The sequence below is a fragment of the Paenibacillus sp. 2KB_20 genome (genome assembly GCF_052115765.1).
GTDB lineage: Bacteria > Bacillota > Bacilli > Paenibacillales > Paenibacillaceae > Paenibacillus_AQ.
Window position 1 is genome coordinate 193392 of record NZ_JBFRHH010000002.1, and the last position, 23514, is coordinate 216905.

General features: G+C 51.8%; 18 protein-coding genes. 2 read left to right on the forward strand and 16 right to left on the reverse strand.

The genetic code is table 11. The features are described from left to right. Nucleotides 1–58 precede the first annotated feature (58 nt). The 12 genes from AB4124_RS06760 to AB4124_RS06815 form a co-directional block, all read right to left on the reverse strand. Nucleotides 59–1219, reverse strand: a complete 1161-nt coding sequence (locus tag AB4124_RS06760) for an N-acetylglucosamine-6-phosphate deacetylase (RefSeq protein WP_441971917.1) — start codon at nt 1217–1219, stop codon at nt 59–61. A 14-nt stretch (nt 1220–1233) separates the two neighbouring features. After that, nucleotides 1234–1971, reverse strand: a complete 738-nt coding sequence (locus AB4124_RS06765; RefSeq protein WP_441971918.1) for a glucosamine-6-phosphate deaminase — start codon at nt 1969–1971, stop codon at nt 1234–1236. Nucleotides 1972–2008: 37 nt separating this feature from the next. Continuing rightward, nucleotides 2009–3283, reverse strand: coding sequence for a Gfo/Idh/MocA family protein (locus AB4124_RS06770; RefSeq protein ID WP_441971920.1), 1275 nt, complete (start codon nt 3281–3283; stop codon nt 2009–2011). Continuing rightward, entirely contained in the window at nt 3280–5478 is a 2199-nt protein-coding gene (locus AB4124_RS06775) for an alpha/beta hydrolase family protein (RefSeq protein WP_441971922.1), read from the reverse strand. The genes AB4124_RS06770 and AB4124_RS06775 overlap by 4 nt, the downstream gene beginning before the upstream one ends. After that, nucleotides 5475–6716, reverse strand: a complete 1242-nt coding sequence (locus AB4124_RS06780) for a Gfo/Idh/MocA family protein (RefSeq protein ID WP_441971924.1) — start codon at nt 6714–6716, stop codon at nt 5475–5477. Before AB4124_RS06780 ends, AB4124_RS06775 begins: the two co-directional genes overlap by 4 nt. 16 nt (nt 6717–6732) lie before the next feature. Next, on the reverse strand, nt 6733–7563 hold the full coding sequence (locus AB4124_RS06785) for a carbohydrate ABC transporter permease (protein WP_076322332.1): 831 nt from the start codon (nt 7561–7563) through the stop codon (nt 6733–6735). Continuing rightward, nucleotides 7556–8437: a carbohydrate ABC transporter permease gene (locus AB4124_RS06790; RefSeq protein ID WP_441971927.1), complete on the reverse strand. Its 882-nt coding sequence runs from the start codon at nt 8435–8437 to the stop codon at nt 7556–7558. Before AB4124_RS06790 ends, AB4124_RS06785 begins: the two co-directional genes overlap by 8 nt. Nucleotides 8438–8517: 80 nt before the next feature. After that, entirely contained in the window at nt 8518–9831 is a 1314-nt protein-coding gene (locus AB4124_RS06795) for an ABC transporter substrate-binding protein (RefSeq protein WP_441971929.1), read from the reverse strand. A 331-nt stretch (nt 9832–10162) separates the two neighbouring features. Beyond that, a complete protein-coding gene (locus tag AB4124_RS06800) occupies nt 10163–11203 on the reverse strand; it encodes a LacI family DNA-binding transcriptional regulator (protein WP_430202628.1) in 1041 nt (346 codons plus the stop codon). A gap of 317 nt (nt 11204–11520) precedes the next feature. Then, a complete protein-coding gene (locus AB4124_RS06805) occupies nt 11521–12738 on the reverse strand; it encodes an asparaginase (RefSeq protein ID WP_441971931.1) in 1218 nt (405 codons plus the stop codon). Between the two features lie 349 nt (nt 12739–13087). Beyond that, entirely contained in the window at nt 13088–14446 is a 1359-nt protein-coding gene (locus AB4124_RS06810; protein WP_441971933.1) for an RNA polymerase sigma factor, read from the reverse strand. A gap of 153 nt (nt 14447–14599) precedes the next feature. Then, nucleotides 14600–15991 (reverse strand): MATE family efflux transporter, encoded by a 1392-nt coding sequence (locus AB4124_RS06815; RefSeq protein WP_430137933.1) that lies wholly within the window; start codon nt 15989–15991, stop codon nt 14600–14602. A 156-nt stretch (nt 15992–16147) separates the two neighbouring features. Here AB4124_RS06815 and AB4124_RS06820 point away from each other — a divergent pair, with 156 nt between their 5' ends. Both AB4124_RS06820 and AB4124_RS06825 read left to right on the forward strand, forming a co-directional pair. Continuing rightward, nucleotides 16148–17017, forward strand: a complete 870-nt coding sequence (locus AB4124_RS06820) for an AraC family transcriptional regulator (RefSeq protein WP_441971935.1) — start codon at nt 16148–16150, stop codon at nt 17015–17017. 184 nt (nt 17018–17201) lie between these two features. Next, nucleotides 17202–17354, forward strand: coding sequence for a hypothetical protein (locus AB4124_RS06825; protein WP_179090620.1), 153 nt, complete (start codon nt 17202–17204; stop codon nt 17352–17354). A 138-nt stretch (nt 17355–17492) separates the two neighbouring features. Here the strand turns inward: AB4124_RS06825 and AB4124_RS06830 are convergent, their stop codons facing one another. The 4 genes from AB4124_RS06830 to AB4124_RS06845 form a co-directional block, all read right to left on the reverse strand. Beyond that, nucleotides 17493–18047 carry a hypothetical protein gene (locus AB4124_RS06830; RefSeq protein WP_076322341.1) on the reverse strand — a complete coding sequence of 185 codons (555 nt, stop codon included), beginning with the start codon at nt 18045–18047 and terminating at the stop codon, nt 17493–17495. Nucleotides 18048–18182: 135 nt separating this feature from the next. Then, nucleotides 18183–19766 carry a response regulator gene (locus AB4124_RS06835; RefSeq protein WP_441971937.1) on the reverse strand — a complete coding sequence of 528 codons (1584 nt, stop codon included), beginning with the start codon at nt 19764–19766 and terminating at the stop codon, nt 18183–18185. Then, a complete protein-coding gene (locus AB4124_RS06840; RefSeq protein ID WP_441971939.1) occupies nt 19741–21666 on the reverse strand; it encodes a histidine kinase in 1926 nt (641 codons plus the stop codon). Before AB4124_RS06840 ends, AB4124_RS06835 begins: the two co-directional genes overlap by 26 nt. 182 nt (nt 21667–21848) lie before the next feature. Continuing rightward, complete coding sequence (locus AB4124_RS06845; protein WP_441971941.1) at nt 21849–23513, reverse strand: extracellular solute-binding protein; 1665 nt, start codon at nt 23511–23513, stop codon at nt 21849–21851. Between the last annotated feature and the right edge of the window lies 1 nt (nt 23514).

Below are 23514 nucleotides of genomic sequence, written 5' to 3' on the forward strand. Positions count from 1 at the left end.
TCAGGACGTGTTGTTCGCGGACGCTGTTCATTTTCCCGCAGCCTCCTACACCCTCATATCAAATAGGACCGTACACCGTCTCGCCCGCCACAACTGTCTCCCGGATAGCCATGTCCGATCCGTCTGAATCGCAGTCGAACAGCGTCAAGTTCGCCGGATTCCCGATCGTAAGCTCGCCCAATTGCGGCATAGCCAGTACTACAGCCGGGCGGATGGTGACCGCGCTTACCGCTTCCGCCAGCGTCATATCCGTATAGCGGATCGCATTCGCAATGCCAACGTCCAGCGAAGAAGCGGATCCGGCCAGTATCGCCGGATTCTCTACCGTATACAGGCGCCCGTCTGCCGTCAGCTCGACCACGCCTCCGATGAGGCTGCTGTACCGTCCGGGAGCCATGCCGCCGAACATGACGGCATCGCTGACAAGCAGCGATTTGTCCCGTTTCGCCCGCAGCATCGCTTTCAGCACAGGGGGCGCCAGATGGTGGCCGTCCGGTATAAAGGTTGCCCATAACCGGTCGTCCGCCAACTGATGCCAGATATAGTTGGGGTGGCGCGGCAGAACGGTCTGTGAACCGTTCCCCAGATGAGTCGATACCGTCGCTCCTGCCTGCACCGCCCGATCGATCTGCTCCCCTGTAGCCATCGTATGCCCGATCGCCACAACCACGCCCGCCTTGACTACCTTCTCTATAAAAGGAACCGAGCCTTCGCGCTCCGGCGCGAGCGTCACCATCCGGATAAGCCCGCCAGCCGCATCCTGGAGCCGCTGAAACTCATCCCAATCCGGATTCCGGATATACTCCCTCGGATGCGCCCCTCGACTGCCGTCTTCACCGGATAGATATGGACCTTCCATATGAATGCCGGCAATAGAGGCACTTCCGAACTCCCCGGACTGGACATACCGGGACAACCCGCTAAATGCTTGACGCATCCGGTCATAACTGCCCGTGATAACCGTTGGCAAGTATGCGGCAACCCCTCGCCGATGCAGCGCACGCGTCACGCCTTCAATATCGCTCGGCGACGTCACGGTCCCATTCAAGTCGTATCCCCCGAAGCCGTTGACCTGCACATCGATCCAGCCGCTGCTGATCCAAGGTAACGCCGTCTTTTCGTTCTGTCCCAACCGGCGTATAGCCGCGATCCGTCCGTCTAACGCCGCCTCTACCTCAACCGATTCGCCGGTATGCGGGAGCTTTCCACGCCACAACATAGGCGTCCCCCTAACTACGCCCATTGATAAATCGGCGCTGCCGATGCTTTATCCAGATATAGCATCCAGCTGGGATGCGTCTTCAAGATGGTAGCTGGCACCCGGTTGTCCACCGCGCCTTGAATGGTATTCTGAATGGCAGCCGCTTTGGCCTGATGAGGCACGACCGAGACGATATGGCGGCTCTTCAAAATCTGTTGGACTGTCATCGTTATCGCTTGCTTCGGCACTTCCTCATTCGATGCAAACCAGCCTTCCCTTACCTGCTGGCTCTTGCACGTATCGCTCAGGTTCACGATGGTATAAGGCGACTCATTATCAAAATCGGCCGGCGGATCATTAAAGGCAATATGCGCATTTTCCCCAATACCGATCAGGGCCAGATCCACAGGAGCCTTGGCGATCTCTTCATTCAACCGCTTCACCGTTTCCTCAGGATCTCCTTCCCCGTCAATGAGCCATGCCTGGCCGACGTTCGCATATTTCAGAAAACGCTCCTTCAAATACTTACGGAAGCTCGCGGGGTGAGATTCCGGCAACGCGATATATTCATCCAAATGGAACATCTCGATCTTATCCCATTCCATATCCAGCTTCACGAATTGCGACAAAAACTCAAACTGCGACGCGCCCGTTGACAGGACGATGCGCGCTTTTCCTTTTTCCGCGATCGTGTCGCGGAGAATCGCCTCGCAAGCGCGGGCTGCCTCCAAACCTGCTTGATCCGCATGTTCCAATATGTTTAATTGCATAATGATAATTCCTCCTTTGTTGTACAGCGTTGTAAATTTAAGCCAGAACGTCGCTATTCATAAATTCCTCCAGCCTCACCATGCGCTTCTCTACGCGGGAACGCTCGGCGGCAAAGGCCATCAGATGACTCTGTATCGACGCTTGGGCAGAAGTTGAGCTGTTATGCTGCCCCTGGGATCTGACCGACTTCACAAAATCCTCAATTAAACGCATATCCCCGCCTCCATGTCCTACATGTCCTTCCGGATCGACGAGTTGGATCATTTCCTGCTTGCCGCTGCCAAAGCGGCGGATCTCGATCTCGTTGGTTTCCATCGTGGCCCGAATCTCGCCCTCAGTCCCCATAAGCTTGATGGTACGGTTGCATTTCTCCGTGAACGCGCTCATCGTGAACACCGCCGTAATGTCATGCTCGAATTCCATGCTGACGACCTGGTGATCCACGACATCGTTATCGCAATGGTACACGCACCGGCCAAAAGGACCCTCCAACATCGCTTGGTAACGCGCTTCGTAACTCGGATCGTTGCTCGCGGCCTCGCCCTTCCAACCCGCATTCTCGATCAGATACGTATTCGGCGCATAGTACTGGCATTCATGGGATACCGGGCATCCATCCAGGCAGCGCTTCGGCGCGCCAGGCGGAGCCGATTCCGGACGAAAATGCGACAGGTGGCCATAGGAGGCAACGCTCAGGCATTGTCCTCCCGCCAGCCATTGCATGATGTCCAAGTCATGGCAGGATTTGGCCAAAATCATCGGGCTGGATGACTCGCTGTTATTGAAATATCCCCGCACGTACGAGTGCGCCTGGTGCCAGTAGCCGACGTTCTCATTGTGCTGGATCGACATCAGACGACCGATCCGTCCTTCATCAATCAAACGTTTAAGCTCTTGGAAAAAAGGCGCATAACGGAGAACATGGCAAATCGTTAATGTACGGTCGCAATCTTCTGCCTGCCGACCCATATCGATGCATTCCTGCCATTCCGGCGACATCGGCTTTTCCAACAGCACATGGTACCCGGCGGCCAGCGCCTTCATCGTCGGCTCATAATGGTCCCGGTCCCTCGTGCAGATGAAGACCGCATCCGATTGACGGGGCCCAGCAAAAAGCTCATCCCAGCTCGTAAAGCACCGCTCATCCGCTATCCCGTACTTGGCTTGGCAGCGGCTTCGCCGCACCTCATCCGGATCGGCAACGGCGACAATCTGCATCTCCTCAGGCCGCTGGAGCGCATAATCGCTGTATATCATGCCGCGAAGGCCGGCTCCGACCAGCGTGACCGTTAATGGTTTTGGTTTACTCATGTCCTTCCACTTCCTTTCCCTCTAGTTGCCCGCGATATACTCCCCGATTCGTTCAGCTCGGAGGGATCAAGCACCTTCAAAATGCCGGGAAACACAACGCTCATCGCTTCTTCCTCCTCAAACTGCCGTGCCCTGACCAGATCGGCTGCGCTGCTCAAAGGATGAATGGCCGTGATCGCACCGATTCTTCGATCAATCTCCGCGGCAAGCTGCACGTAAAGCCCTTCCCGACCCACGGTATAGAACGGGATCGCTCCCCCCTGCCACTCATCAAAGTGGGAGATGACCTCCATGCACCGGAGGACATCGTACGTGCGCAGCGCAGCCAGACTGTCCCCGAGCCAGATCAAATCATCGGCAAGCTTATGCAGCACGCCAAAATAAGAATGCGCAGGTTTTTCGTATATCGGATAAGGCTCATGCGGACCGACTCCGGACGTATTCAGCACCAGTACGGCGCGGCCGGATTGACAGGCCTCCTGAATCCAGGCCCAGTGATCCTTCAATCGCCGGGTCCCTCCCCGCCAAACCGCAACGGTCAGCGGCTGCTTTCGTTCGGTTATATCCCCGGCCAGTCGGAATACATAACCGCTGTTCATGATGCCTTCCTGTGACCACCACAGGCGATAATCGGCCTCAAGGCCCTCCACTGCGCCCAGCCGAATGATGCGCGGGTTCAATTCGCAAGGCTTGCGGGAGGCGTAGATTCTCTCCTGTAGCCACTGCCTTGCTTGATCTTGTCTTTGCTGCGTCGGCAGCAGCGACCGGTCTGCGGCCAGTTGGTCGCAGCGATCGGCATTGAAGTCCCGGATCGATATTGCACCCACCTGATCCCGGTACAGCTGACCGCTGGGGCTGCACCACAGTTGTTCCGGCGGAAGCGCCTCTATCTTCACTGCATGACTGGCGGCAACCTTCACCTCAAGATGCCGGACGAAAAATGCCGCCGCAGCCGCAGCCAGCCGGTCCGTATAGCGGTGCGTCGAGGCGTCGGTCACAAGCTGCAGGTCATCGCGTTGACCCAGCAGCTCCCAGAAGCGTCTGCCTCGCTCCACGGTACGCCGCGTGCCTTCAATCGGGAAGAAATCGTACTCCGCCGCCAGCACGATCAGCGGCTTCGGCGCAAAAGCGATAAGCAGATCCTCATGGTCGTAACCCAGCCCGGACAGACCCGGCCATACCTGCTCGGCATCCTGCACGCCGCCGGCATGCATGTACAGCTGCCGGTTCATGATGAATGTGGCGGGAGCCGCCGCCGCAATGCGTTCATCGCAAACCATCATCATGGCCGTCTGCGTTCCGCCGCCGGAGTTCCCCGTTACGCCGATCCGGGCCGGATCAACATCGGGCCGTTCGCATAAGTAATCGACGGCACGCATGGCATCGTGAACGAAATAGCGGGCTACGCTGTCGCCGAGCATATGACACTGAACGCCGTATTGCTGATGCTCCTTCGTTCCCCATATGACGCTTCCTTTCCGATCTTCGAAATCATGAAGGCTAAGGCGCTCGCCCTGCCCGATCGGATCGATTGCCAACACAATCAAGCCGGCCCGAACGAAGTGCTGGATCACGCGCTGATAATAGGCATCATGCTTCGCCCCCAGCTCGTGTCCGCTCAGAAACAGGACGGCCGCGGAACGTTCTTCCCGGTGATCGGGCAGGTACAGATTCGAAGTGACATAATACCCCGGACTGGACTCGAATATGACCTTCTCTACCTGAAAGCCGTCTCCGCTAACGACACCCGCCGTATGTGCATTAAGCGGAGGCTGATGTTTGGCTTGCGCTCCATCATCACCTGTTTCTCCCGCTGCGCGCCCGGAACGGAGCCTGACGAGCGACGCGCCCTCTGAAGTCCCTTCTGCCTTTTTACTGATTCGCCCTGCCGCCTTGTTCGTGTATACATTCGGCAAAGAAACGCCAGGCTGTATCCTCTCCACGAATGACGTCCCTTCTTCCCTTTCCAGGTTGGCAAACGTAAACGTATCAGGAAGCCCGCCGATGGACCTCAGGAAAGCCCCCCTGATCTCCTCCTGCCGCTTTCTCGCCGCTTCGGGTGTGACGATGGCATCCCGAATGACATCCCCGGCTGCAAATGCGGCATCGGAACGCTCAAACACATGCGCCTTCAACTGATCCCTCGTGTCGTATAATGTGCAGATATACTGCTCCAGTTCCTGAACGGTGTTCATCTCGGTGAACTCCCGTTGACAAACTTCGGCGAAACGTCCGGAAGTTTCATCGCCCGGGCTTCGGCAATGGAACGATTGGCTGTGGCACCAATCAGAAGGGATTCGGCGCCTACCGAGCTATCGGCTTGTTGACCTAGAGGATCTTCGATTCCGCCTTCGAACAGCGCCTTGCGCAACTTCGCATCCCCGCCGCCATGACCGGCGGCCGATGTATTGACCTCGACCACCTCTTCCGTGCCATCGGTTCTGAAGATATGAATCCTGCTCGCTTCCCCTTGCTTCATATCCGCGTTGCTGTATATATTCGAGACCTCGATCCGGCCTTTGCTGCCGTTGATCGCAGCGCGCCAGCCCTCATAAGGGCTATAGGCGACGAGGGAATAGGTCAGCATCGCATTATTGTCATACCGGACATTGACCGACATCGTGTCATAAATGTCGATCCGGCTGTCAAACAGGCACCGGTCCCGGAAATATCCGTCCACTTCTTCAGCCTGGCGATAGTATTTTTCAAGAAACGGATCCTTTTCGATATCCATATAGAACTCGCACTCGTCTTTCCGATGGCAAGTAAGGCATCGTTCTCCATGATCCTGCCGATCGTCCCCATACACCCGTCTCGTTCCAAAGGCATGGACCTCCACAGGACGGCTGTTCATCCACCAGTTCATGATGTCGAAGTGATGCGTGGACTTGTGAACCAGCAGTCCGCCGCTGTTCTTCATCTCGGCATGCCATCTACGGAAATAATCCGCTCCATGCCGGCGGTCCAGAAACCACTCCAGATCAATATGGTAGACATCCCCGATGACCCCTTGCAGCAGCAATTCCTTCACGGTCGCAAAATAAGGCGCAAACCGGAGGTTGAACGTAACCGTCACCCTCTTACCGCTATCCTGCTCCGCTTGCAAAATTTCACGGCATTTATCTTCATCAATCGTCATCGGCTTCTCGCTAATGACATCACAGCCGGCTCTCAAGGCTTGCACGATATAGGTATGGTGCGTGTAATCCGTGCTCGCCACAATGACAACATCCGGCTTCACAGCCGCAAGCATGCCGTGGAAATCATCATATACGGGAACTCCCCCGCATTCCTCGCTAAGAAAGCGCGCCCGCACCGGATTGGCATCATACACGCCTTCAAAGGCAACGCTCCCCTTCCAATCGGTTACCATCGGTTTAGCAAACATATACAGCGCTCTTGACCCAGCGCCGACCAGTACGTACTTCTTCATGTCGTAAGTTCCTCCTTCAGCCCTTCATCCCTGTCGAAGCGATACCCTGAACAAATTGCTTCTGCGCGAACAGATAGACGATGACAACTGGAAGCGTCGTAATGACGGCCCCTGCCATCAGCAGCGCTTGGTTGACGTTCTCCGATTTCAGGTAGAGCAAGCCGAGCGGCAATGTATATAATTCCTTGTCTTGCAGGTAAATCAGCGGTCCCAGCGTGTTGTTCCACGCCCCCATGAAAGTGAATACCCCTAGCGCCGCCAGCGCCGGCTTGCACAGCGGCAAATAAATTCTGAAGAATATGCCCGGCGGGCTGCAGCCATCAATCGTAGCCGATTCATACAGCTCTTTAGGCAAAGATTTGATAAACTGATGCATCAGGAAAATACCGAACGCCCCGCCCAGAAAGCTGGGCACGATCAAAGGGTAATACGAATTCAATGCGCCAAATTCCTTCCAGATGAAATAGGTCGGGATCATGGTCACTTGAGACGGAATCATTAAGGTTGCCAGCATGATCATATAGATGAGCCCCCGCAGCCGGAAGGTGAACATCGCAAGTCCAAAAGCCACAAACGCGCAGGAGATCAAGGATCCAACCATCTCGATCGAGACGATGAAAAAACTGTTCAGGGTGTATCGACCGAAGTCGACTTTATTCCATATCGTCACATAGTTATCCCAATTCATCGGATTCGGGATTAACTGCGGCGGCATCTGCGAGATGGCGCCTACCGTTTTCAGCGATGTGGACAGCATCCATATGAATGGGAACACCATGAATACCGCACCGACAATGAGTAGCAGGTACATGAGCACCTTAAGTAAGGGGTGAGTAGTCTTAGTCATAATGCACCCACTTCTTCTCAAAATACTTCTGAAACAAGGTGAAGCCTAGAATAATGACAAACAGCAGCCAGGCCGTTGCGGATGCCGGTCCCATTTTGAAGAGCAGGAACGCATCCCGGTACACTAGCAGGTTCGGAACCATGTTCCGTTCCGGAATTCCCGTGGTAATGGAACCGAACAGGCCGAGGAACACATCAAATGCCTGAAACGCCGAGATGGTGGACAGAATCATGACGAGATATACCATCGGCGTTACCATCGGGAACACCACCTTCGTCAGCTGCTTCCAGCCGTTGGCACCGTCGATTTGAGAGGCTTCCAGCACCTCTTTTGGAACATTTTGCATCCCAGCCAGGATCATGATCATGGATTGACCAACGCCCTTCCATACCTGAACAATCGCGATGCTGGAGACGACCATCAGCCAATTGCTGCTATCTATCCATTTCACAGGATCAAGGCCGATGGATTCCAACACCCAGTTGATGACGCCGTATTGGTAGTTGAACATCCACACCCAGACCACGCCGCCGGCGATCCACGGAGTAACGACAGGCAGGAAATAGAACAAGCGGAACAACCCCTTGGCCCGAATGGCCTGATTCAGCATAAAGGCGATCACAAACGCCATGATCGTCTGAATCGGCACGAAGATGAGTGCAAACATAAAGACATTTCGGATGGATACCCAGAATTCATGTTTGTTCAATACACGCACCCAGTTATCCAGCCCGACCCAGCGCGGTGCGTTAAACAAGTCCCACTCCGTGAAGGAAATATATGTGGAGAATACAATCGGAAATAAGAGGAATACCACGACATTAATGACAAACGGCAATGTGAATATATAGCCCCAGTACCCTTGTTTCTGCATGACACACCTACCTTTCGATAGCGGGAAGAGAGGTGCAACCCGATACGTCGTCAAGACTGCACCGCTCTTATCCCATGAAGCTATTTACTGGAGTCCAGTACGTCCTGAACTTTGGTATGAATATCTTTCACGCCGTCTTCAACCGAGACATTGCCTACCATGATTTCATTGACCACCTGCTGCACCAGAATGCGCCATTCGCTCCAAGTAGCATTTTCATCCAGGGTAACGCCGCCTTCGTTAATCCCGTCCGTGAAAGCCTCTTTGTTCAGCGGTTTGGTTGTGCTGTTCTTCAATTGATCCAGTGCCGACTTCTTCACGGGAAGCGTGGATCCCGTCTTGACGATCATGTCCTGCACTTCATCGCCGAGGTAATATTTCAGGAACTCCCAGGCGGCATCCTTCGATTCCTGCTTCGCTCTGGAGGAGACCAGCCACGTGTTCGCTACCATCGGAACATAACGTTTGCCGTCAACGCCTTTCGGAATTTTGACAACATCCCAGTTCGTATCGGCAAAACTCTCGTTCATATTCACCTGCAAGCTGTATTGGAGGAAGTACATCGCAGCCTTGCCGCTTGCGAATACTTCGAGCTCGCCGCCGTTCGCTTTTAGAAAGTCGATATCCGCAAAATATCCCTGGTCCAGCCCATCATACAGCTGCTGTAAACCGACCGCAGTCTTGGGATCGTCAAACCGCGATTTCGTCAGGGTATCGTCCAGGGCAGAGCCGCCTGCCTGCTTGATCCAAGGGAACCAGCCATTGGTTATGGAAAAGGATCCGATAAATCCGAATTGGCTCGTTTTGTCTCCTTCTTTGATCGTCAGCTTCTTGGAGGCCTCAATCAGGTCGTCATAGGTCCAATCGTCGGTCGGCACTGGCACGCCGGCTTTCTCAAAAACATCCTGGTTATACGCGAGTGCAATCGGGTTAATACCGTGAGGTACACCCCAGATCTTGCCTTCAGGCGTTTTGGCCGAGAACAAGCCATCGATGTATTCGTCTGCCTTCAGATCAGCTTCAATGTAAGAGGATAAATCCTCTGCTATACCGCGCTGTCCGTAGCTAAGTATGGTGGCGTTCTCTTGGAACCAGACGTCCGGCATGGTGTTGCCTGCAATCTGCGTGGCGATCTTGGACGTAAAGTCCCCCCATGGCGCTTCTTGAATTTCAACGTTGATGTGGGGATGGGAAGCAATAAAGCCATCGATAATTTCCTTACTCGTCACCTCATAACTGCCGGGAAGCCCAATCTTGAGCGTCACTTTGTCTTTGCTGCCTCCCGGTTCGCCCGGCGGAGTTTCCCCGTCGGTTGACCCTCCGGATGAGGAGCATGCCGTGAAAATCATCATAAACGCCAGCATCAGGGTGAATACCTTTACCTTTTTTGACATTGAAAACCCTCCTTTTTGTTTAAAAAACAGGATTGCGTGTTTTCTGCTCCAACTCATTCCAAAAGGCATTATTTTTATAGTAATCGATTTCTGTAACGAGTATAGCATGTAAGCACTTTCTTGAATAGAGTTTTCTATGCTCTAATCGATTATTTTTATTTTATAAGTCTGACTTCAGGCGATGCATAAGGCATTCTGAGGTTTTACAGGAATTGTTTCCCACTTGGTTGATTCAGACACGGACAAGTAATTAGTTAGTAATCGATATCTTTTATTCTGAAAACAAATAAAGCCCGAGCAGTGATGCCCGGGCTTTATACCATCCTTGTATTCACTTGTTTTCCCGGATATCCCGGACCGATTTTCTCTCCAGCAATTTAGGCTGCAGCATAACATCAAACATCGGACTGTCGTCGCCCTGCATCATATCCAGCAGCATTTTGCAGGCCATCTTCCCCATCTCGTAATCGGGCTGCTTAATCGTTGTAAGCGGCGGATGAATCATTTGCCCCACATCAATGCCATCAAAGCCCATAACTGAAATCTGCTCCGGCACTTGGATATCACGCTGTGACAATTCGTTGATCACCCCGAAGGCCATCATGTCGTTGCATGCAAAAATCGCCGTCGGCTGCGGCGAAGAATGCTCCAGCAATTTCTGCGTGAGCTGCTTGCCCGTATCGAATTCGGTAATCGCATTATACACTTCTTCGGTCGGTGACTCGACCACCAGCGGCTTGAGACCCGCGTCCTTCATCGCCGACATATAACCCTGATGGATGCTTCGGCGACTTGGGCGATCCAGCTTTGAAGTAACGTAACCGATGCGTTCATGCCCCTTCTCCTGCAGATGCTTGGTTGCGATGTAACCGGCTTTGTGATAGTCGAACTCTATCTGGTTAATGTTATCCTCGTCGATCTTCTGATCGATGGCGATGACGTTCAGTCCAAGCTTCATCAACTGAGTCAACTGGCTCTTATCCTTGGAGATCGAGGAGATGATCAGGCCTTTGACCTGTTTCTCCATGATCGTCCTTAAATATTCATCTTCCAGCGCCGGGTCTTGCAGGGAATTGCATACGATAACCGTAAAACTATTCTGCCGAGCCACCTCTTCGATCCCGAATATGACGGAGGAATAGAATGGATTCACAATAGAAGGTATGATGACTCCGATTGTATTGCTGCTATTCTTCTTCAGCTGTTTGCCGAGCATATTCGGAATATAATTGGACTCCTTCGCGATTTGCTGGATGCGCTCTTTAAGCTCCTTGCTGACAGGATAACTGCTGTTGCTTAACACGCGCGAAACCGTCGCCGAAGAAACATTTGCCATCTTCGCTATATCATGTATCGTGGTCGGCTTCTTCATAGGATCCCTCACTTATAGTAATCGTTTACTATTGTAAAGTATACAAATAGCTGACATAGAAAGCAATAAATCCATGAAAATATCCTCAACGCTCACGCCCCTGTTACCATCCGGTTGATCCCGAACTCCTCGGCTATAATCCGATTGGCAGGAATGTTATTTTCAGCCGCTGAATCTGACAGCCGCAAATAGCCATTTGTCCCTTCGTGCTTGCGAACAAAAAAAGACCGCCAGGTTATCCCTGGCGGCAAATATATTGGTGGAAGGAATTTCATGGTTCAGTAGGAATAAGGAGTAGCCAAATAGAGTAACTATGATTACACTTCAGGTGTTCCGTAGGTTGCGAACCAACCCTTAATGGTATTGAAATCATCCGTAAAGGACAAGGAGAGCAGCAGCAGAACGCGGGCTTGTTGAGGGCTAAGATTGTCACCTGAAATGATACCCTCTCCGCCGCCGTATACGCTGCCGGAGCCTGTACGGGTTGTTGTTACGAAAACCACCCCCTTTTCGATGGTTTCTTTGCGGGCCGCGCTCATCTCTTTCGAGATGCCGCCTGCACCAGTGCCGGAAGTGACGATGCCTTTGGCTCCGTCTGCCACAAAGCCTTTAATCGCACCGCCGCCCGCTTCCTGATAGGAGATCGCAATTTCAACCTTCGCCAGATCCCCTTTCGAGATTTTGCTCAGGTCAAACACCGGTTTGCCTTGACCTTCCCCCTTCATTGCACGGAGGGGAGCCCGGTAGATACGGATATTCTCGTCATCGATATATCCGACTGCGCCCAGCATAGGCGTTTCGAACGTGTCGGTACGGTAGTCATTGGTCTTGGTTACGCCGCGTGCCAGATGAATCGTATCATTCAGCATCAGCACCGTGCCGAAGGACTCCGTACGGCCGCTTCCGGCAAGCTTGATCGCGTTGTACAGGTTCGCTTGGGCATCGGAACCAATCACCGTCCAAGGTCTCATGGAACCCGTGATAACGACGGGTTTGTCGCTTTGCACCGTCAGATCGAGGAAGTACGCGATCTCTTCCATCGTATCCGTCCCCGTCGTCACAACGACGCCATCGTATACCTCCAACGCTTTGTCGACGGTCCGGGAAAGATCGTATAAATCCGCCATGGTATAGGCGCTTGACCCGGAGTTGCCGAACTGGAGCGTGCTGATATCCGCAATCTTGTCCGTATTCGGAAGCTCGCCCACCATATCTTCAATCTTCAGCGTACCCGCCCGATAAGATTGAAAACTGGTGGCATCCGTCGATTGGCCTGCCAAAGTCCCGCCTGTCGCAATGACCAGCACGTTCGGCTTGGTCGATTGCTTAGAAGCTTCCGATAGAGGAGGTACCGTCGTATTCCTTCCCGGCGTTGCAGGAGTCTGTACGGGTGCAGCCGTACTAACCGTTCCTTTCACTTCCGTCACCGTGACAGCATCCGCCGCATAGGTTCCAAGAGGAGATAAGGAAATAACAAAAGCGGTGAATGCAGCGGTACTCCAGACCGCTAAAGGACGTTTGGACTTTGGTTTCATTATGGAACTCTCCTTTTTATGTCATATTACATAACATTAAAACATGTGTTCGTTAGAGTTATTCTATTTAATGTTATTTAATATAACAAATCGAACATGCAATAGGAAAAGCGTTTCCAATTAAAGATATCCATCATTATCATTTGATTTATGGGAATTTTCAATAAATTAAAAATAATATATCCCAGAATTAGGGAGTGCTCAATATATTCATTAGACCTTGATAATGTTATATAACATAACATATAGTTATCTGCTAGCACTTCTAACCGATCTTTAATCACTTAAAAAGGATAGCCTCTCATCATTCGATTGGACTATCCTTGTTTATATCATGAACTGAAGCTATCTACTTACTGTCAGACTCTGCATTTGTATTGGTCGTAATATGGAATTCCTTCATCATGTTATGAAAACGCGCACCGAAGCCTTCGGAAGCCTCCAGGAAATACTGCTGCTTCACGACAAAGCTGCCGCCCTGCCCGTTATCAAATACGTAATACCGTATAACCGGATCATCCCACTCTTTGCCGCCGGTTCCGCCAACGGCACGCACTTCCCAGCCTTGAATCGGTTCATCCACCGAATTCGACTCGACCTTCGGATACGCTTGCAGCTCCGCCTGGATCCGATCCGCGGCGGTCTTTGGATCGATGCCCTCCTGCGAAATTTCCATGAACACTTCCGGATAGCGATCATCCGTCGGCTTCTCCTTCAATTCAATGCGGTCCACGCCCGATTCATGAACCATTTTAAACCGGCTCTCATCAATGTAAATGACGTAATCCGCACCCTCATGCAGCTGATCTACGCTTGTTTCCGGCGTGCCCTCAAGCTCCTGCTCGACCGTTTTCTGGGGAGCAAACCATTCCTTCACCTGATCAATAAACGCCTGAACCGGTGCCGTCTGGAAGCTGACGGTCAGCACAATGGCTGCCGCAGCGGCGGTTCCCGCAATCCATCCTGCCGCTCTTCGTCCCGAACGGCGGCGCCCTTTCGATTCCCGCGGTGCGAAGGGAATCTCCGCTTCCGCAGGCCGCCGGGCTTGCTCGCTATGGATCCGCTCCTTGATCGCCATCCAAATCTCGTCTTTATGTCGCATCGCGTCATCCGTACCCTTTTTCAGGCCGTCTTCAATCTCTTGATCCCATGGATCACGTCCCATGCTGATCCCATGCTGATTCCCTCCCCTATTCTGCAGCATCCATTCCTTTAATTTCTTTCTCGCTTTGAACAGCCTGGACTTCACCGTGTTGACGTTCAGCTCCATCATGTTCGCGATATCCTTCTCGGTAACATCATTCAAATATTTCAAAATGACGGGAATCCGGTGCTGGTCATCCAGCCGCTGCACCAGCTCATATACCTCGCCGTGCCGGTCAAAATCGTAGGTGTCGTTCTCCGAGGGAATATCCCTCTCCTCCGAAATCTCGGAAGGCACCACCCTCGCATGTTTCTTCAAATACCGGTTGCACTCGTTATAGAGAATCCGGTTGAACCACGGATCAAAGGGCCTGCTCAAATCATAGGACTCCAGATTGCGGTAAACCCGGATAAACGTTTCCTGGACCACATCGGCGGCGCTTGCCGGACTCCCGGTGATTGCGGTTGCCGTTCGAATCGCCCGATCCGCATATAACCGATACAGTTGTTCAAACAGTTCATCGCTGTATTCCATCTTTAATCGTTGTATAAGGTCGTTTACCACACCGTGCTTGCCTCCTTTCACTTGGCCAATCACTTACAATACCCCGCCATGCGGATAAAAAGTTTTCGAATGCGTTATTTTTATAGTATGGCAAAAAAAGGATACCCCGATGCCGCATGGCCGAAGTATCCTTTTTCATATCATAGCCCGTCATTATGCTTGCGCTGGCATTGGCTCCATTGACGCCCCCTGATGACTCACCGGCTCGACTCGCTCTGCCTTCCGCAGGTGTTTTTGCCCGCGCCAGCGGAAGAAGGACAGCACGCCCCGCAAATACTCGTCGGCAATCATGCAGGAGTATATGCCGATGAGCCCCCATCCCATGTGAATGCCAAGTACATAAGAGAGCACGGTGGCGACCAGCCACATCGAGCCCAGGGAAATATACATCGTAAACCTCGTGTCTCCGACGGCGTTAAGTGAGTTGCCGAGGGCCATGTTGAGCATTTTGCCCGGCTGGAGAATTAGATTCATGCCCAGGAGCGATGCGCCTATCGCAATGATCGTCTTATCGTCCGTAAACAGCCCCAGCAGCTGCTTCCCGAACACATACAGAAGGAAGGCATTGACTACAACATAAACAGCCCCGACGCCCAGCGCGCGATACGCGCTCCGATAAGCCTCCTTGATCCGGCCCGCGCCAAACAGATGCGCGATCTGAATCTGGGCAGCCATTGCAATCGAAGAACCCAGCAAGAAGCAGAAGGATTCCAGTGTATTCATATACGTGCGCGCAGCCAGCTCGGCAGCGCCCAGCGTTGCAATGAAGGAATAGATGATCAGCTGCGTGAACACCCAGCAAGACATATTGATGCCAAGCGGCCATCCAATCTTCAGAATTTCGCCGAACAGCGGACGGTTGAACACACGGAATTCCTTCCATTTGATCCGATATTCAAATGAACGAAGGAATATATACAGCAGTAAGAGCACAGCGAGCAGACGGCTGACCACCGTCGAGATCGCGACACCGGTAAGTCCCCACTGCGGGAACCCGAAAGCGCCGAAAATAAACCCATAGTTCATAACAACGTGAATGATATTCATTCCGATCGCGACATACATCGGTGCACGCGTATTGCCGGTATTCCGGATGACAGTGCTCATCGTAGCCATCATGGCAATCAGCACCATCCCGCCGCCGACAATGGAGATATACGTTCCGGCAAGCGGAAGCAAATGGTCCGGCAGTTGGAGGACCGAAGCGATGGCCTCCGGCATCGCAAATAATATCCCGCTGCACACCAATCCGATGATCGTGGTGACACTCACCGCCATGATGCCGATCGTTCGGGCATCGCCCGTTTTATGCGAACCGATCTTCTGAGCGATGAGAATGCCGGCACCGCTGGCAACCGTCATGAACAACGTTGTCATAGCCTGAAACAACTGATTGGAGAAGCCAACCACCGCAACCGCATCATCGGAAATCCGGCTGACCATCAATGTATCCACCGCTCCCAGCAAAAACTGCAGGAACAGCTCGATGAATATGGGCCATGCGAGAACCCATAATGTAAATTTGTTTGTGTTTTTATCCAACATTCCAACCTCCGCCCATGATGTAAGGGTTAAACACAATTCATGATGAAACGGTCTTTAACCTTCTCAAATTATAGATGGTATACTGGAGTTATAATATCATTTTCCGAACGAAAACTATCAAAATTCAAACCTCGAGAATCACGAAAGGGCTTTCTTATGACAATCCTGAATTTTACCGTTCCGCCGCTGCCGGAATATATCAATAGCGGGCTCACCCGCGCTCCTATTCACAGCGGACATCCCAACCGTAAAAACATCGGTATCTTTGACCTGCTCGTGGTCATGAAGGGGGAGCTCCATGTCACGGAGAATGGCATTCCTTATGAAATCGAACCCGGCATGTTCCTCATCCTGCGTCCCGATACGCATCATTTCGGCACGAAGGGATGCACGGTGGAGACCGATTATTACTGGCTTCATTTCCAAACCTCCGGGGAGTGGCATGCGGACGAGGCCTGCCAAACGCCTAGAAGAGAAGAGGCTCCGGAGCTGAAGGCGATGACGCCGAACTATTTTTCCGTTAATATCCCCCAATTTGGCACCCTTCCTCAACCGGAAAAGGCCCTGGAGCTCCTGGCTACCATGTCTTCGCTCGTTCAGTACGGTCACCAGGCCAAATTTCTATGGCGGCAGCAGGTGGTGTTCCAAGAGCTCATCGAACAGCTGGCCGCCGCACTGGATACACCGGTGTCCTCCCCTTCCTCTGCCTGTGCCGAGCAGGCCGCGGCGTATCTGCGGAAGCATTACCGTGAGGAGTTCAAGGTGCAGGATCTTGGCGAACGCATTAACTTCCACCCTGTTTATATCGCACGCTGCATGCAGAAGGAATTCGGCTGTTCGCCTGTTGAATATTTGCAGCGCTACCGGATCGAGCAGGCCAAAATGCTCCTCATGCAGACGGACTACAGCATCAGCCGGGTCGCTGAAGAGGTCGGTTTCAATCATGCAGCGTACTTCACCTCCTGTTTCACGAAGCAGGAAGGGATCTCGCCGCGTAAATACAGGCAGCGGTTCTTTATGAATTAATTCATTTTTACGCAAAAATCTAAGAAAGTGACTTGCAACCTGTGCGGGAACTCTTTATAATGAGAATTAGCCATATGATAATGATTATCATTACCGGACAAGTGAGAATGTGTTGAGAATGGACGTTTGAGCTCCTACACGCTTCGCTTGGAGAGTTTATATATAAAGGAGAGCCGATTGACTTATGAAGACGACTTCCCGCCGCTGTTCTCTGCAAATCGATGATTATCTAGACCTGCTGAACCTTGCGATCCAGCTTGGAGATGTGAAATGGCAGAAAGAAATCACCCGCAAAATGGAAATGACGCTGTCCACATTAGAGACTGCAGCTCAATAAATAACATGGGGATTACATAATCCTGCATATAGAAAAGACACCCGATCGCGAATTCCAGGTATGTCCCAGGAAAGCCGATCCGGTGTCTTTTTTTCTGTCATCCATATCGTTCTTCTCTGGGTCCTTGGATTCACTAAATTACTTCTTCGTAGTAAAACCATCCAGATCATGCTTTAACCGGTTGTTAAGCGCTACCAATTCGCCGTAATCGGAGATGTCCAGGTTGACTTCGCCCCCCTCAACCGATTCCGAAACGTAATAGACCTTGTACATCAGAGGAATCAATGCTTCCGAATCCCGCATAATAATCGCGTATTTCTCGATATCTTCGTCCGAGAAGCGCCCGTTCTCCACATAACTCTCCCTTATGCTGTCAGACAGAGCCAGGAACTTTGCAGCGATGGGGTTAAGCAGCTGAGAACGGACGGCTTCATCCGCTGTCTTGGAATACGCCTCGATAGCTGCCAGCTTCAGCCGTACTTCTGCAAGGCGCGCTTCATGAAGGGGCATGGACTTCAACTCCAGAATGTCGGTGTAATGACTCCATATTTGAAATAGAGATGTGCCCAATATGCTTTGCAAGGTCATTTGTGTCCCCTGTTCGATCTTCTTCTGATGTTCAATCAGAAACACGGTGCATACCAGCACCAATGCTACAATCCATACCCAGATCCATTTCGCTGCTTTCGACATAACGCACCTCCGATTTTTCTATTTTACCATATTAAGGATAAAACGAGATGCGATCTATCGTCGCCAGCGCAAAAAATAAAATCGATCCCGCCAATTCAACATATGCGGCAGGACCATGCCAAAACGTTAGCCGGACTATTCATGCTGCAATCCCGCACCCGTTTGTACCTTGATCCGGTATTCATGCGGTGAGATCCCTTCCAGCTCTTTGAATACGCGCGAGAATTGCTTGGTGTTCTCGAAGCCGACCGCTTTGCCAATGTCGGCAAGCTTCATGGCACCGTCCTGGAGTAGGTCCTTGGCCTTCGTAATCCGCAGCTTCTTAAGATATACCACAAAGTTCTCACCCGTATGGGCCTTAAACGCTTCACTGAAATAAGAATAATTCAAAGACACATAATTGCTGACCATCGCCATGTTCAGCGGCCTGTGATAATTCTCCTCCATGTAACACACCGCTGCCTTGATCTCGGAATGCTCACTGTGGGCGGAACGAATCCCTTTAACATATTCATTCACGTGCAGCAGTAAATGCTCCAGATTTCTGAAATAGGTGTGAAAATGACGGTAATTGTCCATCGTTCCCACCTTTCGGTACAGCTTCAACACTTCCACCATGGATTCCCCGTACACACGGAATACCTCATCCAGCACCTGCTCATTGATCCGCTTGCTGACAAACTCCAAATAATCGATAGCCACATGCGGCATATCTCCGATATGAAAAATATCCAGCAGCAGCGCCTGGATCTCCCGCTCCCGCTCTGTGCCGAGCATGTTGCCCAGCTTGCGGATACTCTCTTCCGGCACCGGATACGTGCGCAGTTCTCCCTGAATATCATCATGGCTCATCAGCTTGACGTTGGGATGGATGAATGTATAGCTCAGGGCGGTCAGCGCCTGAATGTAACAGATGCGGATATCTTCGATCCGGAAGCCTTCCCGGCTAATGCCAACGAAGAGCCCGTCCATCTCCCGCTCGGTAAACTGCCGTGCCAGCTTCTCGAATTGCCCGTCCGGACTGCCGATGAGCACGACCCTCCCCTTGCTGTCCAGAAAGCAAGCGTTGATCCGTCCTTCCACTGAAGCCCTCATGTTATCAATCAATTGCTTCAGCTCATCCTTATTCATGGAATTGCCGTCTTCGTACTTGTATTTCATCACCGCTACCCGGAATGGCTTCACGAATGATTCAAACCCGATTTCGCTCGCGGCAGCCTCCATGTCCATCCCCAGCCCTTGGGGCAGCTCCAGCAGCTCCTTCAGCCGATGGGTCTGCAGCTGCTGAAGATATAATTCACTGGCGGCCACCTGGTTGTTCACTTCCGCTTGCCGGATCAAGGCTTCTTCTGTCTTTCGGAGGGCAGCGAACAGCTCATCCCGTCGAATCGGCTTAAGCAGGTACTCCTTCACCTGGTAACGGATCGCCGCCTTCGCATATTCAAAATCGTCATATCCGCTCAGGATTAGAACGACGGGTTTAACACCCGTTGTTTCTTCCAGTCCAGCAAGCGCCTCAATGAGGCGTATCCCGTCCATGACCGGCATCCGAATGTCTGTAATGACGATCTCGGCCGGTTCTTCGCGGAAGGAATCCAGCGCGTCCTGCCCCTGGGCAGCCAAGCGGATCTCGTATTGATCCGGGAATTCCCGTTCAATCATCGTTTTCAGCCCATACCGGATATTCTTCTCATCATCCACGATCATCAGACTTCTCATGTCCACTGCCTCCTCCTGTTAACAGAACCTTAGGGAATGTCATGGTCACCTGCGTGAACTCCCCCTCTTCGCTCTTCACTTCGATTCCATATTCATTCCCGTAGAACAACCGGATTCGCTGGTGCACATTCCGAAGTCCGATTCCTCCAGCCTGCACTCCACCTCGCCCGTAATCTACGGAGGGGAGTTCCTCGTTGTCCGCCGTTCGCAGAATCTCGCTCAGCCTGCCCAGCCGATAAGGCTCCATCCCGATGCCGTTATCCGTGACGTTAATCGTGATCCGGTTCTCTTCCCAGGCAATAGCATCGATCTTGATCCGCTTCTCCTGATCCGGGAACTCGGGCCAGGCATGCTTGACGGCATTTTCCACGATGGGCTGCAGCGACATTTTCAATACCTCGAGCTCCATGAATTCAGACGGAATGTTAAGTTCAAGCCGGATCGGCTCATCAAACCGGATATTCATGACATCAATATAATTGCGAATATGGCGAATTTCATCCTTCAGTTTGACGTACTCCCCCGACCATTTGAAATTATAGCGCATCATCCCTCCAAGGGAGGTCAGCGCGTCTGAAATTGTGCGCTGCCCCTCGATTTCGGCCAGCATCTTAATATTTTCAAGTGTGTTGTACAGGAAGTGGGAGTCGATCTGGCTGTGCAGCGTTCGCAGCTCCGCTTCCTTGGTCACCGCTTGCTTGCGTACTCCCTGGGCAATCAGTTCATTGATGGTTCGGATCAATTTGTTAAAATGATGCGCCAGCTCTCCTACCTCCCCGCCGCCCTGGATCGCTATGGCCGCGGTCACTTCTCCCTTGCGGACTCTCTTCATTGCCTCGGTTAGACGGCGCAGACTCTTTAGGATAATGGAATTCAGGTAGTACGTAATGATCGACAGCAGAAAGATCAGCACGATGTTCGCCGCTATGATCTGCCCCTGGGCCTTGGATACGTTATTCAGCGCCCCCTCCAGCGAAACGACATTCAGCACATGGGCATGAAGCCGCTCCATCGGCGTCGCAATCAGCAAGTACGAGGAGCCGTTCAAACTGAAGCGGGCATGCATGGTCTCCTCGGAGTCGCCCGCCTGCTGCTTCAGATTCGCGAATTGGATTGCCACCTCGTCCCGCAGTCCTTCATGACTGGTCATGAACGATTGGCTTCTGTCCATGAACAGCTGCCCTTCCTGATCGACAATGGCCATCTGCGAGCTTTCATCCATGATGCCGGCAAAGGTCTTCGGAGCAAAGTGCTTGAGCAGCATATCCACCTGGATCACGCCACGGTAACTCCCGCTAAGGACTTGGCGAATCAAGGACACCTTCGGCAGCTCCTCGGAGGCATCTGCAGCGTAACGCTGCAGAATATCGGGATCGCTGTAGTTGAATACCCAGAGTTCCCCACCGTTCAAATCCTTGATCTTAGGGAACCACGGCTCGCTTGCGATCCGTTTCTCCTGGAAAATGATAGGCCACATTTCCGTTACATTGGAATTATTCGTATATAACCGTAGGTGCGTGATATTCGGATTGTTGGTTTGGATCCGTTGGATATCCTTGAAGGGCCCCCAAGCCAAATCGATTAACCACGCCGGCTCCGGTTCTTCATTGATCCGGAGATAATCCTTGATCCCGTCATCCGAAATTGCCAGCTGAGCGGCCATCTCAATCGCCTCAATCTGGTTCAACATGTTCATCTTCTCAATTTCTAACAGGAACGAGTTCTGGTTGAGCGCATCACTGATATAAGTATCGCGGATCTGCTTGAAAAAATAGTTCGATACGATAATGCTCGGAATGAGCAAAATCAAGATATACGCAGCAACCAAACGACTCTGCATCGACCTGCGGCCAAACCAATAAGTAAACGATTGAATAAGCGATCTTATTCGTGTCACCATGACTGTCACTTCCCGTTTTCTATGTATGGCTGCAGCCGAGCCATGAATGGTAAGGCTGCATCAGCCGATCGGATACCCTCCTATATTAGCTCGTGATGCGACAAAAGGCACCCTATTTCGACAAAATCGATAATAGGGTACCTTGAGTCTTCATTTTGTTCATCCGCCTGAGCGGATGATCCTTACTTCAAGAATTCCTCAAGCTTCTTCACGTTCTCTTCGTATTCTTTCTGTCTGTATTCCTGCACTTTCGCAAACCCCAGCGATTCACGCTTCGCTTGGTAATCGTTCCAAATCTGATCGAACTCGGCATCCGTTTTGGCAAAGATCAGCTTCGGCAGGATTTTACCCCACTCGTTCAACACCTTGTCGTTGATGATGCCTTCCTCGGAGCTTGCATCCGGATCCAGTTGATCAAATTGTGAGAAGCTCTCGGTCTTTCCACGAGTCCAGTCTTCCATCTGCTTGAACGGTTCCACGGCCGGAGGCGCCCAAGGCTGCGTAACGTTGTTATCCATCATCATCCAGAAGGTATGGGATGCTCCATACTTCTTGTCGAATGCGCCGCGGTCGCTGTTCAACAGCTCTGCAACCTCTGGCAGGAATTGGTCTTTGCCATCGATCGTATCCCATGTCACGCCTTTCTCGCCAAGGTAAGTATCACGCTGACCTTCTTCGGAGATCAGGTAATCCAGGAAGCGAATGGCACGCGCTTTGTCTTTTACGTTTTTCGAGATCAAGGTTACCGTCCAACCGGAGATCGAAGGACCCGACAGCGTCGGCTGATCCAGATTGGTGTTAGCCGGCCCATCCACAGCGATATAGACGGAATTCGGGTCGTTTGCATACAACGCGTTCTGCTGGTTCGCCATATCGCTTCGTTGGTACAGCATCGCGAAATAGCGTCCCTGTGCGATTTTTTCTTCCATCTGCGGACGTTTATCCACGAAAATATCCTTAGACATCAATCCTTTTTCATTAGCAAGACGCAAGGTTTTCAACCATTTTACATATTCCGGATCTGTTGAACGGTCATTCAATTTCCCGTCTTTATCCTGTGGAATGGCAAGGAAGTTCTGCAGGTAACCCTCCAAAGAGCTGTTTCCTTTTTCATGGAAATCATGCAATCCAAACGGAATGAGCGGCTGACCGTTCACATTCGGGAACATTTTCTTGGCGTCCTCAAGCGCTTTCAGGAAACCTTCCGGTGTGCGCATATCCGGGCTTCCCAGCGCCTCATACATGTCTTTGCGTACCAAGAAGGTTTGGTTCGATGTGATGTTGTCGCCAAACTTCTCATAGTCCTTCGGTGATGAGGAGGCATTCGGATAACCGTAAATGTTGCCGTCATCCTTGGTATACCATGACACTTTCGCAGGGTCAGATGCTTTATAGAAATACGGATCATATTGATCAGCCAATTCGTTCAGCGGCAGGACCAGATCGCCTTCAATCATCTTTTTGACAGCGTCTTCATACCACCCCAGCGTAATAAAATCTGGCAGTGTACCGGAAGCGATCATCGTATTCATCTTCTCGGCTTCGTTCCCCGCCGGTACAATCAGGTTAAGATTAACCCCCGTCTTTTTGGTTACGTATTGGGAAGTAATGTCCTCGCCCCATTTGTTCGGGAACCAGGCAAAGTTGATGTACCAGTCAAATGTAATCGGGGATGTGTCGACTTCCCATCCCGGCTGGTCCTGGGTCAGTTTTACTTCTTCTGCCGGTTTTTCTTCCTCTTTTTCCGACGCGCTATTATCACCGCCGGACGAGCATGCTGTTGTAAAGGCCATAACCAGTGCGAACATCAACAACAGAAGGCTCTTTGGCTTAAGCATCTTGCTCATG

Coding starts and splice junctions, on each gene's coding strand:
- AB4124_RS06760 (WP_441971917.1), bottom strand. CDS start 1,219: ATGTTGTGGCGTGGAAAGCTCCCGCATACCGGCGAATCGGTTGAGGTA.
- AB4124_RS06765 (WP_441971918.1), bottom strand. CDS start 1,971: ATGCAATTAAACATATTGGAACATGCGGATCAAGCAGGTTTGGAGGCA.
- AB4124_RS06770 (WP_441971920.1), bottom strand. CDS start 3,283: ATGAGTAAACCAAAACCATTAACGGTCACGCTGGTCGGAGCCGGCCTT.
- AB4124_RS06775 (WP_441971922.1), bottom strand. CDS start 5,478: ATGAACACCGTTCAGGAACTGGAGCAGTATATCTGCACATTATACGAC.
- AB4124_RS06780 (WP_441971924.1), bottom strand. CDS start 6,716: ATGAAGAAGTACGTACTGGTCGGCGCTGGGTCAAGAGCGCTGTATATG.
- AB4124_RS06785 (WP_076322332.1), bottom strand. CDS start 7,563: ATGACTAAGACTACTCACCCCTTACTTAAGGTGCTCATGTACCTGCTA.
- AB4124_RS06790 (WP_441971927.1), bottom strand. CDS start 8,437: ATGCAGAAACAAGGGTACTGGGGCTATATATTCACATTGCCGTTTGTC.
- AB4124_RS06795 (WP_441971929.1), bottom strand. CDS start 9,831: ATGTCAAAAAAGGTAAAGGTATTCACCCTGATGCTGGCGTTTATGATG.
- AB4124_RS06800 (WP_430202628.1), bottom strand. CDS start 11,203: ATGAAGAAGCCGACCACGATACATGATATAGCGAAGATGGCAAATGTT.
- AB4124_RS06805 (WP_441971931.1), bottom strand. CDS start 12,738: ATGAAACCAAAGTCCAAACGTCCTTTAGCGGTCTGGAGTACCGCTGCA.
- AB4124_RS06815 (WP_430137933.1), bottom strand. CDS start 15,991: ATGTTGGATAAAAACACAAACAAATTTACATTATGGGTTCTCGCATGG.
- AB4124_RS06820 (WP_441971935.1), top strand. CDS start 16,148: ATGACAATCCTGAATTTTACCGTTCCGCCGCTGCCGGAATATATCAAT.
- AB4124_RS06825 (WP_179090620.1), top strand. CDS start 17,202: ATGAAGACGACTTCCCGCCGCTGTTCTCTGCAAATCGATGATTATCTA.
- AB4124_RS06830 (WP_076322341.1), bottom strand. CDS start 18,047: ATGTCGAAAGCAGCGAAATGGATCTGGGTATGGATTGTAGCATTGGTG.
- AB4124_RS06835 (WP_441971937.1), bottom strand. CDS start 19,766: ATGAGAAGTCTGATGATCGTGGATGATGAGAAGAATATCCGGTATGGG.
- AB4124_RS06840 (WP_441971939.1), bottom strand. CDS start 21,666: ATGGTGACACGAATAAGATCGCTTATTCAATCGTTTACTTATTGGTTT.
- AB4124_RS06845 (WP_441971941.1), bottom strand. CDS start 23,513: ATGAGCAAGATGCTTAAGCCAAAGAGCCTTCTGTTGTTGATGTTCGCA.